Source organism: Bradyrhizobium sp. A11 (genome assembly GCF_042077125.1).
Lineage (GTDB): Bacteria > Pseudomonadota > Alphaproteobacteria > Rhizobiales > Xanthobacteraceae > Bradyrhizobium > Bradyrhizobium japonicum_B.
Map to the genome: position 1 here is coordinate 2,174,567 of NZ_CP149509.1, position 16,963 is coordinate 2,191,529.

The window sequence follows — 16,963 nt, forward strand, 5'->3', positions numbered from 1 at the left end:
CGATCAGTTCTTGCGCGGGGCCGAGGCGTTGGCCTTCTCTTCCGCATAGTTCTGCGGGAACGCGAGCGCGCTCGTCGCCGGGGATGGTTTGCTGTCGGCATCCGCCGATTTCCGCGCCGTCCTGGCTGCGTCGTCCAGCAGCTTCTCGACCCGCACCAGGATGTCGGCGCCGCGCTTGGTCAGCACCGGCGGCGGACCCGGCTTGGTCTCCAGGATCTTCGGCGCCGCGTTGGCCTGCGCGTTGCTGACATGCTGCGGCGGCAGCTTCTGGCCCATGCCGATGCCGGGGATCTCCCGGACCTCGACGCCCTGATGCGCCGCCAGCATGATGTCGTGCCAGGTCTGCGCCGGCAGCGAGCCGCCGGTCATGCGGTTGGTCGGCGAGTAATCGTCGTTGCCGTACCACACCGCGCAGGTGAAGTTGCCGGTGTAGCCGACGAACCAGGCGTCGCGATACGCATTGGTCGTGCCGGTCTTGCCCGCGGTCGGGATGCCGTCGAGCGCGGCGCGGCGCGCGGTGCCCTCGCTGACCACGTGGCTCATCATGCCGGCCATGTCGGCGGCGACGGAAGCCGGGATTGCCTGCCGCGGCTTCGGCCCGTCGCGGTCCCAGCGCCAGACGAGGTCGCCGGCGCCGGTGCGCACCTCCAGCACCGCATGCGGCGTCACCGCCTTGCCGCGGTTGGGAAAGGTCGCGTAGGCCACGGCGTGCTCGAGCACGGTCACTTCGTCCGAGCCGATCGGCAGCGACGGCGTGTCGGGCAGCGGCGCCTTGAGACCGAAGCGGCGCGCGACCTCGACGATCTTGGCGCGGCCGACCTTGGCGGGGTTCTGCGTCTTGGGCTCGTTCTTCCGGCCGATCTCGATCGACAGCTTCACCGGCACCACGTTGATCGAGCGTGTGATCGCCTGCGTCAGCGTCACCGAGCCGGAATAGGAATGGCCATAATTCTGCGGGCACCAATTGCCGATGCAGACGGGACCGTCGACCACGATCGAGTTCGGCGTGTAACCGTTCAGCAGCGCGGTGGTGTAGACGTAGGGCTTGAACGAGGAGCCGGGCTGGCGATAGGCGTCGGTGGCGCGGTTGAACTGGCTGGCGCCGTAGTCGCGGCCGCCGACCATGGCGCGGATGCCGCCGTCGAGATCGGCGACGACGGTCGCGGCCTGCGTCGCGTGATAGTCGCGGCCGAACTGGCGCAGCTGGTTCTCGACCGCGTCTTCGGCCGCCTTCTGCACGTTGGTGTCGATCGCGGTGCGGACCACGAAGACGCGCTCGGTGTAGGACTTCGGGAAGGTGTCGACCAGCTTGCGCATCTCCTCGAAGGCGTAGTCGAGATAATAGTTCGGCGAGGCCTCGTCGCGGCGATCGACTGCGAAAGCCGGATTGCGGCGGGCGCCGAACACCTGGCCCTCGGTCATGAAGCCGGCATCGACGAGATTGTCGAGCACGACGTTGGCGCGGGCGCGCGCGGCGGGCAGGTTGATGTGGGGCGCGTATTTGGTCGGGGCCTTGAACAGGCCGGCGAGCATCGCGGCTTCCGCCAAGGTCACGTCGCGTGCCGACTTGTTGAAGTAGAAATGCGCCGCGCCGTCGACGCCGAAGGTGCCGCCGCCCATATAGGCGCGGTCCAGATACAGCTTGAGGATCTCGTTCTTGGTCAGGCGCCATTCCAGCCAGATCGCGAGGAAGGCCTCGTTGACCTTGCGCTCGATGGTGCGCTCGTTGCTCAGGAACAGGTTCTTGGCGAGCTGCTGGGTGATCGAGGAGCCGCCCTGGCGGACGCCGCCGGCCTGCGCGTTGGTGACGAGCGCGCGCGCGGTGCCGGCGATGTCGATGCCGAAATGCTCGTAGAAGCGGCGGTCTTCGGTCGCCAGCGTCGCCTTGATCAGCACGTCCGGAAAATCTTCCAGCGGAATCGAATCGTTGTGCTTGATGCCGCGGCTGCCGATCGGATTGCCGTAGCGGTCGAGGAAGCTCACCGCGAGATCGGACTTCTTCAGCCAGTCCTCGTCCGCGGTCTCGCGGAAGGCGGGGATGGCGAGGGCGAGCATCACGACCAGGCCGCCGAGGCCCAGCGTCGCCGCCTCCGACAGCGGCTCGATGAACACCCAGCGCTTCCAGCGTCCGACATAGAACCGGTCCATGAAGGTCGAGTAGCGCTCGTAGAGCTCGCGGATGCCCTTGGCCGAGGAGAACAGCGAGGAGTCGATGCGCGCATCGAGATCCAGGAAGAAATTCCGGATCCTCTGCTTCCAATGCGATGGTATGATCTGGCGCACCTGGAACCCTTGAGGCTCGCTTCAAAAGCGTTCAAGCACCCGGCCGGGGCGGCGTCGAGACGTCTTGGGGGAATGTTGCGGCAAACCCAAGGCGCCCGGCCAGCATCCGAGGGACTTGCTGTTCCTTCTAGCCGAGCGGGGCCCATAAACCAATGGTCACGCTCGCGATTTTGAACAACAGGCCTAATTGACCCCGGTTCATTACGGGCCTCGAAGGCGCCTTGCTTGCACCATCGCGGCCGCACGCCCTAGAAGGCGTGGCCGTCACTCTTTCGAACCTTTGTTGAGGCGCATGACCGCAGCTCCCAAACGACCTTCAGGCCAGGAAGGATTCTTCTGGAAAACCAAGACGTTGGAAGAGATGTCGGCGGGCGAATGGGAAAGCCTGTGCGATGGCTGCGGCCGCTGCTGCCTGAACAAGCTCGAGGACGAGGATACCGGGCAGATCTACTTCACCCATGTGGGCTGCAAGCTGCTCGATGGTGCGAGCTGCGCCTGCAAGGACTATCCGAATCGGTCCGACAAGGTTCCGGATTGTGTCCGCCTGACGCCGGCCAATGTCCGCACCCTGAACTGGCTGCCGCCGAGCTGCGGCTACAAGCTCGTCGCCGAGGGGCGCGACCTCTATTGGTGGCATCCGCTGGTGTCAGGCGATCCCGACACCGTGCATGAAGCCGGCGTCTCCGTGCGCGGCCGGGTCGAAGGCAGCGAGGAGGAGATCCCGGACCAGGAGCTCGAGGACCACATCGTGCAATGGCCGGCCATCTTGCCGAGACGGGCCCGCCTGAAGCGACGTCCGAAGGACTGAGCCGCCTCGTAGCCCGGATCACGTCTTCGGGATGGCCCGGGGGCGGGATGCACCCATGCGCGGCGGTGCCTGCCCGGGAAGAACTTTGCTGTCTAGATTGGACTGCATAGAACGAATCCTTCGCGGCGTTGCGCCGCCACACGACGTCCGAGCGAAATGAACAAGTTCGACCGGCAGGGCAATTCTGCCGACATCCAGACTTTGCCCGACGACATCGCCGAGGAGCTGTCCCGGCTGCCGAGCGAGGTCATCAGCGTCGACGACGCCCCGTCCATCACGCCGCCGGCGCCGCTGTCGCAGGACGAGGTCCGCACCATCGTCATCAGCCTGATGCTGACGATGTTCCTGGCGGCGCTCGATCAGACCATCGTGGCGACCGCGCTGCCGACCATCGGGCGCCAGTTCAACGACGTCTCCAATCTCTCCTGGGTCATCACCGCCTATCTGCTCGCCTCGACCGCGGTCGCGCCGGTGTTCGGCACGCTCAGCGACATCTACGGCCGCCGCGCCATGATCATCATCTCGCTCAGCCTGTTCGTGGCGGGTTCGGTGCTGTGCGCGATCGCGCCGAACATGCCGATGCTGATCCTGGCGCGCGGCCTTCAGGGCCTCGGCGGCGGCGGCATCATGCCCGTCGTTCAGACCGTGATCTCGGACGTCGTGTCCCCGCGCGAGCGCGGCCAGTACCAGGCCTATTTCTCCAGCGTCTGGATGGTCGGCGGCATTTTGGGCCCGGTCATCGGCGGCGTGTTCGCCGAGCACCTGCATTGGTCGATGATCTTCTGGATCAACCTGCCGCTCACGGTTGCGGCGCTCGCGCTGTTGCTGCCGAACATGAAGAAGATCCCGGTGTTCCACCGCAAGCGCAAGGTCGACTGGCTCGGCGGCGTGCTGCTGATGGCCTCGGCCGTCGTCTTCATGCTGGTGCTGACCTGGGGCGGCACGCGCTATCCCTGGCTGTCGCCGACCGTGCTGGCGATGGTGGGCGGCGCCGTCGCGCTCGCGGTCAGCTTCGTGTGGCACGCGCGGCGGGCGGACGAGCCGTTCCTGCCGCTGCACTTGCTGACGGGATCTGTGGCGCCGTTCGCGCTGACCGCCGGCGGCTGCGGGCTCGGGGCGATCACCGGCCTCACCGTGCAGCTGCCGCTCTATTACGAGTCGGTCTACCATTTGAGCGCAAGCGAGGCGGGTCTCGCCCTGATCCCGCTTGCGGCAGTCTCGACCGTCGGCGCGGCCGTCGCCGGGCGCACCATGGCCCGTGCAAAGCACTACAAGCGCGTCGCCATCATCGGCACCTCCTGGGCCGCTTTGTGCGGCCTCGGCCTCACGCTCGTCACCCTGCCGCTATGGGGCCTGCTGACGCTGATGGCGGCCTTCGCACTGGGGCTCGGCACCACCTTTCCGGTCTGCGTGGTCTCGCTGCAGAACTCGGTCGCGCGCCCGCAGGTCGGCACCATCACCGGCGCGATGAACTTCTTCCGCTCGCTGATGTCCTCGTTCACGGTCGCCGCGTTCGCGGCGATCCTGCTGATCGCGCTCGGCGTCGATGTTCCGCTCGCCGGCGAGCATCACGCCGCGGGCAGCGTTGCGATTCCCGCCGACGACATGCGCCACGCCTTCCGCTACGTGTTCGGCGCCGCCACCGCGCTGATGACCGTGGCCGCGCTGTGCCTGATCGCGATGGAGGAGCGGCCGCTGGCCGGGCCTTCGGCGAAGCAACCCGTCGAGTTGGCGGAGTAGGGCTCAGCCCGCAGCATCCGGGAAGCTGCTCTTCCGCGGCAGCCGAATCGTGAATTCGGTGAACGCGCCGGGCTTGGTCGCGACCTCGATCGTGCCGCCATGCTGCTTCACCACGATGTCGTGGCTCATTGACAGTCCCAGGCCTGTGCCTTCACCGGCCGGCTTGGTGGTGAAGAACGGGTCGAACATCTTCTCCTTCACCTCGTCCGGAATGCCGGTGCCGTTGTCGCGAATGCGGATCTCGACCTGATCGCCGCGGTCGCGGGTCGCGGCGGTCACGACCGGCTCGTAACCGGCCGCCTCGCTCTCCGCCTTGCGCTTGGCGACCGCATGGAATCCGTTTCCGATCAGGTTCAGCAGCACCCGCGTGATCTCCTGTGGGAACAGGTCGGCCGAGCCGGCCGCCGGATCGAGGTCGCGTTCGAGCGTCACGTCGAATTGCGGCTGCTCGGCCCGTGCGCCGTGATAGGCGAGGTTGAGGCTCTCCTCGACCACCGCGTTGATGTCGCTCAGGCGCTGCTCGCCGCCGCCTTCGCGCGAATGCAGCAGCATGTTCTTGACGATGGAATCGGCCCGCCGTCCGTGCTGTACGATCCGGCCGAGATTGTCCTTCAGAAGTCCCGTGAGCTCGTCGACATCCGCGCGAACGTCGTCTGCGAGGGCGACGGGCGCCAGCACCTCGTTCAGCTCGTCGGTCAATTCGGCCGAGAGCGAGGCGAAATTGTTGACGAAGTTGAGCGGGTTCTTGATCTCGTGCGCGATGCCGGCGGTGAGCTGGCCGAGCGATGCCAGCTTCTCGGTCTGCACCAGCCGGTCCTGCGCGGCGCGCAGATCCTCGAGCGACCTTGCGAGCTCTTCGGTGCGGCGCGCGACTTCGTTGAACAGGCTGACATTCTTGATCGCGATCACGGCCTGATCGGCGAAGGTCTGCAGCAGGCGCACGTGATGCTCGGCGAAGGTACCGGTCGCACGGCGCGTCGCGATGATGATGCCGATCGCCGCGCCCTCGCTCATCAAGGGCGCGAACAGCATGCTGCGATAGCCGCGGGCACGCGCGATGTCGCGCGCGGCCGGCTCGAGCTCGGTGTCGGGCAGCTGCGCCGCCGTGCCATTGGCCACGAGCCCGTAAGGCGGAAACCGCGCGAACGGCACCGGAAACGAGGCCTGGAGCACGCGATCGCCGGCCGGATCGGTCGGGGTGAACGCGGCAAGGTGCGCCGCGCCGTCGACATAGCGCAGCACCGCTGTCGAGAAGCCGCCGATCAGCCGGTTGGCGTTGGCGGCGATGGCGTCGAACACCGGCTGCACGTCGGACGGCGAGGCGGCCATCACCTTCAGGATGTCGGCCGTCGCGGTCTGGCGCTCCAGCGCGGCCTTCGTCTCGTTGAACAGGCGCGCATTTTCGATCGCGATCACGGCCTGGTCGGCGAAGGTCTGGAGCAGCTGCACGAGATCGGGCGCGAACGCGCCCGGCTCAGCGCGCGTAACACTGATCATGCCGACCGGTGTGCCCCGGTTCATCAGCGGCATGAACAGCACGCTGCGGAAGCCGCGCAGCCGCGCCAGCTCGCGGTTCAGCTCCGGAACGTCGTCGGCCTCGCTGTCGGGAAACTGGATGGTCTCGCCGCCACGCACCAGCGCGAAGGTCGGAAACTCCGTGATCTTGCGCGGGAACGAGGCCTTTAGCCCTTCGTCCGCCTCCGGGCTGGTCGGCGTGTAGGCCACCAGGTGCAACTCGTCGCCGATGAACTGGAGCACGGTGGCGGAGAAGCCGCCCAGCAGGCGCTTGGAGCTCGACGCAATCGCGGCGAAGACCGGACGGGCGTCGGAGGGCGAGGCCGCGATATTGCGCAGGATCTCGGCGCTGGCGCTCTGGCGATCGCGCGCAATCGCCAGCTCGCTGCGCAGCCGCGCGTTCTCGGCTGCGAGCCCAGCGGCGATGTCGTTCGGAGAGTTGGCCATTCCTGATCCGGCTTGATGCCGCGACAGGCGCGGCACAGGGCCGGATTATCACATCTTCCGCGGCGGGAGCCAGCGTCGGGGTTCACCTCTCCCGAAGGGAGAGGTCGGATCGCATCGAAGATGCGATCCGGGTGAGGGGTTACGGTCTCACGATGCGCTGCGGCCCCTCACCCGGATTGCGCTGGACGATGCTCCGCATCGCCAGGCGCAATCCGACCTCTCCCCGCTGGGGAGAGGTGGACGGCGGCGCAAGCAGTTGGACTCCATCGTGGGCGCCCGGCTCACGTGCCCGGCCGCGACACCTCGGTCTCCTTGCTGGTGATGAACTCCAGCAGCACCGGAACGCCTTCCTGCGTCTTCTGGATGCCGCGCCTGATCGCGGGGATGATGTCCTCCGGCCTTGTCACCCGCTCGCCATAGCCGCCGAAGGCGCGCGCCATCGCGGCGTAGTCGCCGGAAATGTCGGTCGAGCGATATTTTTCGGTCGAGATCGGCATCACCTTCAGCTCGATCGCCATCGAGAAATTGTTGAGCAGGATCGACATGATCGGGATGCGCTCGCGCACCGCGGTCTCGAAATCCATGCCGGTGAAGCCGATGGCCGCATCGCCCCAGACGTTGATGCAGAGCTTGTCGGGCTTTGCGAGCTTGGCGCCCATCGCCAGCCCAAGGCCGTAGCCAAGCTGCGTCGTCTTGCCCCAGCCGAGATAGGTGAGGGGCTTCGTCGATTTCCAGAACGGCGAGAGCTGGTCGCGCGGGCTGCCGGCATCGTGCGTGATGATGGTGTTGTCGATGTCGACGGTGTGCTGCAAGTCCCACAGCACGCGATAGGGGCTGAGCGGGGAGTCGTTGCTGGTGAGCTTCGGCATCCACTTCGCCAGCCACTCCTGGTGCGAGGCCGCGATCTCGGCCGCAACAGTCGAGGCGTCACGATTGGCGGTGACGGTCTTGCCGATCTCCTCCAGCAGCGCGTCGAGCACCAGCCCGGCATCGCCGACCAGGCCGATTCGAGCTTCCACATCCTTGTTGAGATGGTTGGGATCGAGCGTGGAATGGATGATGGTCTTGCCCTTCGGCATCGCGATGCCGAAATTCGTTTCGGTGAACGAGCAGCCGATGCCGAAGATGACGTCGGCTGCGCCGAGGAATTTCGGCACCGCGCGCGGCACTGCAAGGCCGCCGGAGCCGAGCGAGAGCGGATGCGTTTCCGGGAACGAGGATTTGCCTCCCAAGCTGGTGGTGACGGGGATCGCCAGCCGCTCGGCGAGCCGCTTCAGCTGCGGCCAGGCCTGCGCGTAGTGCACGCCCTGGCCGGCATAGATCACCGGCCGCTTGGCATTGACGAGCAGGCTGGCGGCCTCCTTGACGTGCACGGGATCGGCGCCGTAACGCGTGCGCAGCACCGGCGTGTAGGCGAGCGGCTCCGGCACCTCCTCGTTCCACATGTCCGCGGGGATCTCGACGATGACGGGCCCGCCGCGGCCGTTCTTCAATTTGGTGAAGGCGCGGCGGAAGATGTTGGCGACCTCAGCGGCCAGGATGATCGGCTCGGACGACTTCGAGAACGGCTTCATCGCCTCGCTGGAATTGAAGTTCGGCTCGATATGCGCCAGCCGGCGCTGATAGCCCATCGGCAGCACCAGCACCGGCACGGATTCGCCGAAGCATTGCGCGACGCCGCCCATTGCATTCTCGGCGCCGGGCCCATGCTGCATGCAGAACGCGCCGATCGAGCGCCCCGAGGTCACGCGTGAGATCGCATCCGCCATGTGGATGCCGACGCGCTCCTGCCGCACCATCACGGGACGGATCTCTGCCTTCGCCGCATGCTCGATCAGATGGTTGACCGGATAACCGCAGAGGATCTCGATCCCCTCGCGCCGCATGATTTCCGCAATGGCGGTGCCGAGCTTCATGGCGTCTCTCTCCCTGGCAAGGCCGGTTGATCCGGCGATTGGGGAGAGAGGATCAGGAAACGGCGCGATGGACAAGCGCTCCCGGTCGCGGCGATCGGAGGTCAGCCATGCAGCCGCCGATGTGCGGGTGATTGCGTTGGCGCCTCGGCATCTGAGCGCGGACGCCAACGCAGGTCGAGAACCGGCTGCTCAGACCAGCGTGCCCGCCTGCAAGCTCGCATGGGCAAGCAGCGACTGGATCACGACGTTGTCGCCGGGGCCGCCGTCCAGCACGTCGAGGCCGCCGCCGATCAGCACATCGTCGCCGAGCCCGCCGAGCAGCGTGTCGTTGCCCGCGCTGCCGATGAGCACGTCGTCGCCGACGCCGCCGTCGAACACGAGATGCGGCCCGCCCGGGCCGACGCCCGAGGCCTCGATCACGTCGTCGCCGCCGAAACCGTTGATGGTGATGGTGTCGTTGAAGTCGAAGTTCTCGATCACGACCTGGCTGGCCAGACCGTCGATCACCAGCGCACCGTTGCTGTTGAACGACAGCGCGATGACGTCGTCCCCGCCGGTGCCGTTGATCACGATGTTGTCGACCGCGCCGTCGCCGCCCGGGGTGCCGGGAACGCCGCCGAGGTCGATCTTCACCTGGGTCACGTCGGTCCCGCTCATGTCGCCGACCGCGATCTTGTCGGCGCCACCGCGAGCGTTGAACGCGATCGTCTCAACGCCGTCCGTGTCCATCGTAATGGAGGCGACGTCCCGCGTCAGCTCGGCACGGGCGCCGTTCGCGAAGATGTCGATGGTTTCCGCGATGTTGGCGCCGTTGAACAGCAGGGTGTCGCTTCCGGCCTGACCCTCGATCGTGTCGTTGTCGTCGCCGGGATTCCAGACGAAGGTGTCGTTGCCCGCGCCCATCAGCGCGACGTCGTTGCCGTCGCCGCCGTTGATGAGGTCGTCACCCTGGCTGCCGCGGATGGTGTCGTTGCCGATGCCGCCGTTGATCGTCAGCTGCAGCACGCCGGCAGCGAGCCCGCTCGCGTCGATGGAGTCGTCGCCGGCAAGGCCATTGAGCGTCAGCTGATCGGTCTCGTCCATCGCGGTCAGGTAGCTGGCCGCATGCAGGCCGAACACCGTCACGCCGCCGGCATTGCCGCTGACGCCGAACGTGTCGGCGCTCTGGGTCGCATCGACCGAGACGGTATCGACGGCGCCGTCGGGCGTTCCGGCCGGACCGGCGAGGTCGATGTTCACCCGCGTCACGTCGGTCCCGGTCAGATCGCCCACCGTGACATGGTCGGCGCCGTCCAACGCGTGGATATCGACGTGCTCGACCCCGTGCAGGCCCATCGTGATGCCGGCGACGTCGCGCGTCAGCAGCGCGCGATCGCCGTTCGCCACAATCGCCATGGTTTCCGCAATGCTGGCCCCGAAGAACCGCAGCGTGTCGACGCCGGTGCCGCCCTCGACAATGTCGCTGCCGTCGCCGGGATTCCATATGAAGATATCATTGCCGGCGCCCAGCAGGGCGATGTCGTTGCCCTGGTTGCCGTCGACGAAGTCATTGCCGTCGCCGCCGATCAGCGTGTCGTTGCAGCCGCTGCCCAGGATCGTATCGTTGCCGGTGCCGCCGTCGATGGTCAGGTGCACGATCCCGGCGGCAAGCGCTGCGGCCGAGATCGTGTCATTGCCGCTGCGGCCTTCGATCACGAGCGCATCGTTCGCGCCTTCCGCATTGGCAATGGTGAGTGCGGCCGGCAGTCCCGCGACCGTAACCGACGTGCCCGAGCCGGATATCTGGATCGTATTGGCGGCGTTCGTGCCCACCAGCGTCACCGTATCGGCCGCACCGTCACCGGCGCCGGCTGATCCGAGATCGATATTGACCTGCTTGGCGTCGGTTCCAGCCAGGTTTTTGACGAGGATGTTATCGCTGCCGCCCTGCGCGTTGATGGCGACGGTTTCGATGCCGTCGAGGTCCATCGTGATGCTGCCGACGTTGCGGGTGAGCAGCGTGCGCCCGCCATTGGCGGCCGACAAGGTGATGTCCTCGCCGATGTTCGAGCCGTTGAACAGCAGGGTGTCGGTTCCGGCCTGTCCGTCGACCTTGTCACTGCCGTCGCCCGGGTCCCACTGGAAAGTGTCGTCGCCGGCGCCCAGGAGCGCGGTGTCGTTGCCCTGGTTGCCGTCGATGAAATCGTTGCCCTCGCCGCCAAGGAGGCGGTCCGCGCCGTTGCCGCCGCGGATCGTGTCGTTGCCGCTGCCGCCGTCTATCGTCAGGGTGACGAGCGCGGCGAGATTGCCGGTGGCGGTTACGACGTCGTCGCCGTCCCCGGCGTCGACCACGAGGTTCTCGGTGCTGCCGATGTCCAGCGAGAACGGTGTCGGGTCGACCCTGTCGAAGCGCACGCGCGCCCCGTTGGCCGTGATGGCGAAGGTCTCGCTGCCGTTGCCGCCGTTGATCTCGGCGGTGTCGATGCCTTGGCCGCCTTCCATCAGGTCGCTGTCGTCACCGGGGTTCCAGATCATGCGGTCGTTGCCGGCTTCGCCGAACATCCGGTCGTTGCCGTCGCCGCCGACCAGCACATCATTGCCGGAACCGCCGAACAGCAGGTCGTTGCCGCCCTTGCCGAACAGAGTGTCGTTGCCGGACTGGCCGAACAGCATGTCGCCGCCCGATCCGCCGGTCAGCGTATCGTTGCCGGCGCCGCCGAACAGATTCGCCGCCGGCATCGCGCCGTTGCTCTCGTCGATCGTGATGATGTCGTTGCCGTCCTGGCCGAAGGCCTGGATCAATTTGGTGTCGGCGACCGTGGCTGGGCCGCCTTTGATCGCGACGGCGCCGCCGTTGACGACGATCGTCCCGGCCGCATTGCGGCCCAACGTGACCGCGTTGTTGTGACCGTTGCCGAGGACGGTGAGAATTCCGGCGGAAAAATTTGCTGTGACAGCCATGGGTGCTTCTCGCTTGACGTGATCGAAATGGGCCGTGCGGCTGGATCGTGACGCTTTGCGCGATGCCGGGACGAACGGCAGACGATCTCATCTGTAGGCCGGGACGCCAGCTCCGGCTTCGCTGAAGTCTTCGGACGCGCTCCTGTTTTGCTTGAGAGCAGCTTGATTTTCGGGAAGGTGGGGCGAAAGGGCAGTTCACGCAGTCGTGTTTCGCGGCGGCTCGGTCGATGCTGCCTACAATCCGTTGCGTTGCCCGACAGGCAAAACACCCCAGCGCTAGGTCGATAGCCGCGCGCGAAAATATTCGCATTTACAGAAATTCGTTTTTGCCGTACAAGCCTGGACATCCCGCCCGCCACAAGGGGCGTTTCGCGATCGTCACGAAGCGCGGGCCGGGATGCGGTGGCCGCGACGGCGTCGGCGCGCATGCGAACTGCAGGGCGGGGGAATCCCGTGAGCAGCGACCGGCGCGATACGACACGGCGCTGACAGCGTCTTCGCATGGTCTCGACAGTGAGCGCACGCCAGCGGTCGAGAACCCAGCGAGGATGCGCGCGGACGGAGAAGTCGTGTGGTCCCGACGCCCGGGGTTCTGGCGTCAAGCCTTTGCGGTGATGTGGCGGCCGACCGGCGCGCGCATCGACCAGCCGCAAGACGACGGGGGCAATAGTGCAACGCTCCCCGAGGAGAGCAGGAAGGACACCGTGAAAACCATCGCGCAGGGAAGGCCGGATGTTCCGGCATCACCTGTCGTCCACCCCGTGCGCTTTCTTTAGCACACGCGGGACTTCGGGTGCCAGCCGGCGCCCGGCCTTCCCTGCGCCCTTGCTTTCGAAGAGGGCGGAAGCGGACAGCAAAGCTCGGGCGAAACAGCCGCGAGGATGAGCAGCCATGTCCATCGCCAAACAACGGTCGCGTGCCCCGGACGCAGCGCAGCGTCCCCGGCGATGCGAAGCATCGTCCGGTGCGGTGCGCTGCAGAGCCGGGGCCCATGCCTCAGCGGAATACGCAGCCTTCTGGGTCTGGCTCTGCGCAGCAGCGTCAGCACGCTGCAGCGCGTCCGGAACACGAGAGACGCGCGCTGTGGCCAAACACTCCGTCATTGCGAGCGAAGCGAAGCAATCCAGAGTCTCTCTGCGGATAGATCCTGGATTGCTTCGTCGCAAGAGCTCCTCGCAATGACGAGTTTGCGGCGACGCTTTCGCGTTTCGGCGCCCCGCTACGCCTTCTCCTCCAGCGCGCGGCGCAGCCTTCGGATGATGACGCCGCGGGCGCGGTCGTCGGCAGCGGCTCCAATTCTGTCGTTGATGTCGAGCACGAGCTCGGACATCTCGTTGTGCCAGTCGAGACGGGTCACGGCCTCCGGCGCGAGCCGCCGGCGGTGATCGACGTCGAGCACGCGCGGCTCCGGCGCGGCGAGCTCGTAGATGTCGTCCAGGATCGGCTGGTAGACCCTGGCCGCCGGAATGATGCGTTCGGCGACGCGCTCCGCGAGTCCCGCGACCGCGCCTTCCTCGCCATGGACCAGGAACAGCCCGCGGGCGATGGGCCGGCGCGCCGCGATCCAGCTGGCGATGCCGGCGCCGTCGGCGTGGCCGGAATATTCGTCGATCATGCGGATGCGGGCGGCGACCTTGATCTCCTCGCCCTGGATCCGCACCGCCTTGGTCCCGTTCTGGAGGAAGCGGCCGAGCGTGCCGTTGGCCTGAAAGCCGGCGAGCAGCACGGTGGCGCGTTCATTCCACAGCCAGCGCTTCAGATGATGGCGGATGCGGCCGGCATCGCACATGCCGCTTGCGGCGATGATGATGTGGAAACCGGACAGGCGCATGATCGCCTTGCTCTCGTCCGCGGTCTCGGTGAACTTGAGATGCGGCGAGTTGAGCAGGCGCGTGGCGTCGACCGACGGGTCGAGGCTCTCGGCATGGCGGCGAAACACTTCGGTGGCGCGGATCGCGAGCGGAGAATCGAGGAAGATCGGTGCGGTCGGAATCTCGCCGTGCTCCATCAGGTCGACGAGATCGACGATCAGCTCCTGGGTGCGCTCGACCGCGAAGGCGGGCAGCAGCAGCGCGCCGCCGGCGGCCGCGGCATCGCGCACCTCGGCGGCAAGGTGCTTGCGGCGCAGCGCAGGTGTGGTGGCCTCGCGTATCCGGTCGCCATAGGTCGCTTCCGAGATGACGTAGTCGAAATCGGTTGGCGCTTCGGGATCGGGCTGCAGCAACTTGGCCTCCGGCCCGACATCGCCCGAGAGCAGCACGCGCAGCGGACGCTGCGCGCCCTGCTCGGCGATCTCCAGCTCGATCGAGGCCGAGCCGAGCAGATGGCCGGCGTTCCAGTAGCGCGCGCGGACGCCCGGGATCACGTCGGTCCAGCGTTCATAGTCGACCGCGCGAAACGATTGCAGCGATGCGATCGCGTCGGCCTGCGTATAGATCGGGTGCACCTCCTTGCGCCCGCGCGAGGCGTTGCGCCGGTTGAGCTGCGTGACTTCCGATTCCTGGATGCTGCCGGCGTCGGGCAGCATGTACGAGCAGAGGTCGATCGTGCCGCGCGTTGCCAGGATCGGTCCCTCGAAGCCCCCTCGCACGAGCTTCGGCAACAGGCCGCTGTGGTCGATATGGGCATGCGTGAGCAGCACGGCATCGATGTCGGCGGGACGAAACGGAAAGGCGCCGTAATTGAGCTCCTTCAGCGTCTTCTGGCCCTGGAACAGGCCGCAATCGACCAGGAAGCGGCCGCTTGCGGTCTGGAACAGATAGCTCGACCCGGTCACGGTGCGGGCGGCACCGCAGAATCGAACGGTAATGCTCATGGAATCGTCTCCGGAAGCTGTGTCGTCGGTAGTTCGGACCGCAAGGCGGCCGCAAGACTCTCGTCGAGCGCAATCGCATTGGTCGGATGCGGCACGCTGTCGGTCGAGCGGATCGACCGGATGCCGGCTTCAGTGAATGCAGGGATCAACGCCGGCGGAAACAGCGCGTGCGTCACGACAGCGTCGACCGCGGTCGCGCCCATCGCCGCCAGGGCCCTGGCCGCGGCGATCAGCGTCGTGCCGGAAGAGACGATGTCGTCCACTAGCAGCGCGGGCCGTCCCGACAGCAGGCCGGGATCGGCAAAATCGACGGAAACGGATCGATCGCCATGCCGCGTCTTTCGCGCCACCGTGTGCTGCAAGCGCAGCCGGCGCGCGATGTCGCTCACCCAGGGCTCGGACTCCATGTCGGGTCCGATCACGACGGTGGTGGGGTCGATGCCGCCCGTCGCGAGCGCGTTCGCAATCGCCGGCATGGCGGACAGGTTCTCCGCGTCGATGCCTGGAAACACCGACCTGATGTCGGCGGTGCGATGCAAATGCGCATCGACGGTGACGATGCGGTCGACGATCCTTGCGAGCAGACTGCCTACGGCACGCTGGCTGATGGCTTCGCCGGCATGAAAGGCAGCGTCCTGCCGCATATAGCAGAGGTAGGGCGCGACCAGCACCAGCCGCTTCGCGCCGTCGCGCCGCAAGGCCTCCGCGGCGAACAGCAGGGCGATCAGCTTGTCATTGGGTTGATCGAGCGGGGCATAGAGCAGGGTGGTGTCGGCGGCCGGCGCGACGGTGACGCGCAGCTCGCCGTCCGGAAAATGATGCACGGCGATCTCGGCACCGGACAGCCCGAGCCGGGCCGCAAGGCGCTTCGTCGCATCGCGGCCGTCGGGCAATGTCTGGAGCGCGATCGTGCTCACGAGGCCGACTTGCGCTGCGGGGCCTCGTGACCGTTGACGACGTAGCCGGTCTCCTCGGCGGCGGCATCGGCAGCCAGATCATGCTCGGGGCGGTCGAACGTGTAGACGCGATAGAGCGGCTCGCCCTGCTCGACACGATCGCCGATCTTCTTGAACAGGCGGATGCCGGCGCCCTTGTCGAGCGGCGCGCCGGCGGTGCGGGCGAGGCGGTTCAGACGCAGGCAGTCGATCGCGGACACGATGCCGTCATGGGGCGCCTCGACGTCGAAGCTGAGCGATCCCAGCTCGTTGCTGCAGGTCGATGGGCCCTGGGCGTCGATGATCTTCTGCATCTGCTTCAACGCCGCGCCGCTGTCGAGCAATTCGCGCGCCCGCGCATAGCCGGCGCCACCGCGCAGCTTCGGATCGTATTCCAGCAGATGCGCGGCGAGCCGCAGCGACTTCTCGCGCAGGTCGCGCGGCGCATCGGGCTCGTTGCCGAGCACCGCCATGACGTCATTGGCCTCGAGCACCGGCCCGATGCCGTTGCCGATCGGCTGGCTTCCGTCGGTCACGATCACCTCGACGGAGCGGCCGAAGCGGTCGCCAACGAATTCGAACAGCTTGCGCAGCCGCATCGCCTCGACGCCGCTGGTGACCTTCGCGGTCGGGCCGACCGGAATGTCGATCAACAGATGGGTCGAGCCGGCCGCGATCTTCTTGGACATGATCGAGGCGACCATCTGCTCGCGGGTATCGAGGCTGAGCGGACGCTCGACCGAGATCAGGACGTCGTCGGCCGGCGACAGGTTCACGTGCCCGCCCCAGATCAGGCAGCCGTTGCAGGCCGAGACGATCGCCTTCATCTCCTCGACGCCGACATTCACCCGCGCCAGAACCTCCATCGTGTCGGCGGTGCCGGCAGGCGAGGTGATGGCGCGCGAGGATGTCTTGGGGATCGGCAGGCCGTGGGCGGCGACGATCGGCACCACGACCATCGAGGTGCGGTTGCCGGGGATCCCGCCGATGCAATGCTTGTCGACGACGACGGGGGTCGGCCACACCAATTGCGTGCCGGCCTGGGCCATCGCACCGGTGAGGGCGAGCAGCTCGTCGCTGGTGATGAAGCTCGCCGAGCCGATCAGGAAGGCGGCGATCTCCATGTCCGAGTAGCGATAATGGGCGAGGTCGTTGATGATCGCGCCGATCTCGGCCTGGCTCAAGGTTCGGCCGCGGATCTTCGCGCGCACCGCCTCCAGGCTCTCCGGAGGCACGGCGGGCCTGACCGTGACCTGCGTGCCCACGCCTTGCGCGAAGCGCCGGAACGCCGGCTCGGACAGTCCGATCTCGTCCGGTGCCGCCAGCGTATCGTCGTCCGTGATCAGCAGGGTTGCCAGCATGACCTTGTCGCCCTGGCGCAGCTCGACGCGGCTGAAGCCGCGGAAGATCTCGGCGCGCAGCGCCTTCGACTGCCTGGAGACGACGACGACGTTCTCGCGGCCGGTATCGAGCCGGACCCGGCGGATCTTCAGTTGGGCGTGCGAAAGCTCTGGATGCATGGACAGGCCGGCAGCGAGGAAACTCGGCCCTCATGCTTAGACGT

General features: G+C 66.9%; 9 protein-coding genes. 2 read left to right on the forward strand and 7 right to left on the reverse strand.

What is annotated here, in order from left to right; genetic code table 11:
- Window positions 1-3: 3 nt before the first annotated feature.
- Window positions 4-2,283, reverse strand: a complete 2,280-nt coding sequence (locus tag WI560_RS10030; protein ID WP_028135417.1) for a transglycosylase domain-containing protein — start codon at window positions 2,281-2,283, stop codon at window positions 4-6.
- 292 nt (window positions 2,284-2,575) lie between these two features.
- On the opposite strand from WI560_RS10030, the gene WI560_RS10035 reads away from it, so the two are divergent.
- Both WI560_RS10035 and WI560_RS10040 read left to right on the forward strand, forming a co-directional pair.
- Entirely contained in the window at window positions 2,576-3,091 is a 516-nt protein-coding gene (locus tag WI560_RS10035; RefSeq protein ID WP_375307866.1) for a YcgN family cysteine cluster protein, read from the forward strand.
- A gap of 156 nt (window positions 3,092-3,247) precedes the next feature.
- A complete protein-coding gene (locus tag WI560_RS10040) occupies window positions 3,248-4,831 on the forward strand; it encodes an MDR family MFS transporter (protein ID WP_375307867.1) in 1,584 nt (527 codons plus the stop codon).
- A 3-nt stretch (window positions 4,832-4,834) separates the two neighbouring features.
- Here WI560_RS10040 and WI560_RS10045 read toward each other — a convergent pair whose 3' ends face one another.
- The 6 genes from WI560_RS10045 to WI560_RS10070 all read right to left on the reverse strand — a co-directional run bounded on the left by WI560_RS10045 (window position 4,835) and on the right by WI560_RS10070 (window position 16,919).
- The gene (locus tag WI560_RS10045) at window positions 4,835-6,793 is read right to left on the reverse strand and encodes a GAF domain-containing protein (RefSeq protein WP_375307868.1); all 1,959 of its coding nucleotides are present in this window, start codon (window positions 6,791-6,793) and stop codon (window positions 4,835-4,837) included.
- 281 nt (window positions 6,794-7,074) lie between these two features.
- Window positions 7,075-8,709, reverse strand: a complete 1,635-nt coding sequence (locus tag WI560_RS10050; protein ID WP_375307869.1) for a thiamine pyrophosphate-requiring protein — start codon at window positions 8,707-8,709, stop codon at window positions 7,075-7,077.
- A gap of 189 nt (window positions 8,710-8,898) precedes the next feature.
- Window positions 8,899-11,649 carry a beta strand repeat-containing protein gene (locus tag WI560_RS10055; protein WP_375307870.1) on the reverse strand — a complete coding sequence of 917 codons (2,751 nt, stop codon included), beginning with the start codon at window positions 11,647-11,649 and terminating at the stop codon, window positions 8,899-8,901.
- Window positions 11,650-12,868: 1,219 nt separating this feature from the next.
- Window positions 12,869-14,464: an MBL fold metallo-hydrolase gene (locus WI560_RS10060; protein WP_375307871.1), complete on the reverse strand. Its 1,596-nt coding sequence runs from the start codon at window positions 14,462-14,464 to the stop codon at window positions 12,869-12,871.
- Window positions 14,461-15,381: a ribose-phosphate diphosphokinase gene (locus tag WI560_RS10065; RefSeq protein ID WP_375307872.1), complete on the reverse strand. Its 921-nt coding sequence runs from the start codon at window positions 15,379-15,381 to the stop codon at window positions 14,461-14,463. Before WI560_RS10065 ends, WI560_RS10060 begins: the two co-directional genes overlap by 4 nt.
- Entirely contained in the window at window positions 15,378-16,919 is a 1,542-nt protein-coding gene (locus tag WI560_RS10070) for a thymidine phosphorylase family protein (protein ID WP_375307873.1), read from the reverse strand. Before WI560_RS10070 ends, WI560_RS10065 begins: the two co-directional genes overlap by 4 nt.
- Window positions 16,920-16,963 lie beyond the last annotated feature (44 nt).

What these genes read in the sequence shown, in the direction of transcription:
- WI560_RS10035 (WP_375307866.1), top strand. Translation starts at nt 2,576, where the DNA reads ATGACCGCAGCTCCCAAACGACCTTCAGGCCAGGAAGGATTCTTCTGG.
- WI560_RS10040 (WP_375307867.1), top strand. Translation starts at nt 3,248, where the DNA reads ATGAACAAGTTCGACCGGCAGGGCAATTCTGCCGACATCCAGACTTTG.
- WI560_RS10045 (WP_375307868.1), bottom strand. Translation starts at nt 6,793, where the DNA reads ATGGCCAACTCTCCGAACGACATCGCCGCTGGGCTCGCAGCCGAGAAC.
- WI560_RS10050 (WP_375307869.1), bottom strand. Translation starts at nt 8,709, where the DNA reads ATGAAGCTCGGCACCGCCATTGCGGAAATCATGCGGCGCGAGGGGATC.
- WI560_RS10055 (WP_375307870.1), bottom strand. Translation starts at nt 11,649, where the DNA reads ATGGCTGTCACAGCAAATTTTTCCGCCGGAATTCTCACCGTCCTCGGC.
- WI560_RS10060 (WP_375307871.1), bottom strand. Translation starts at nt 14,464, where the DNA reads ATGAGCATTACCGTTCGATTCTGCGGTGCCGCCCGCACCGTGACCGGG.
- WI560_RS10070 (WP_375307873.1), bottom strand. Translation starts at nt 16,919, where the DNA reads ATGCATCCAGAGCTTTCGCACGCCCAACTGAAGATCCGCCGGGTCCGG.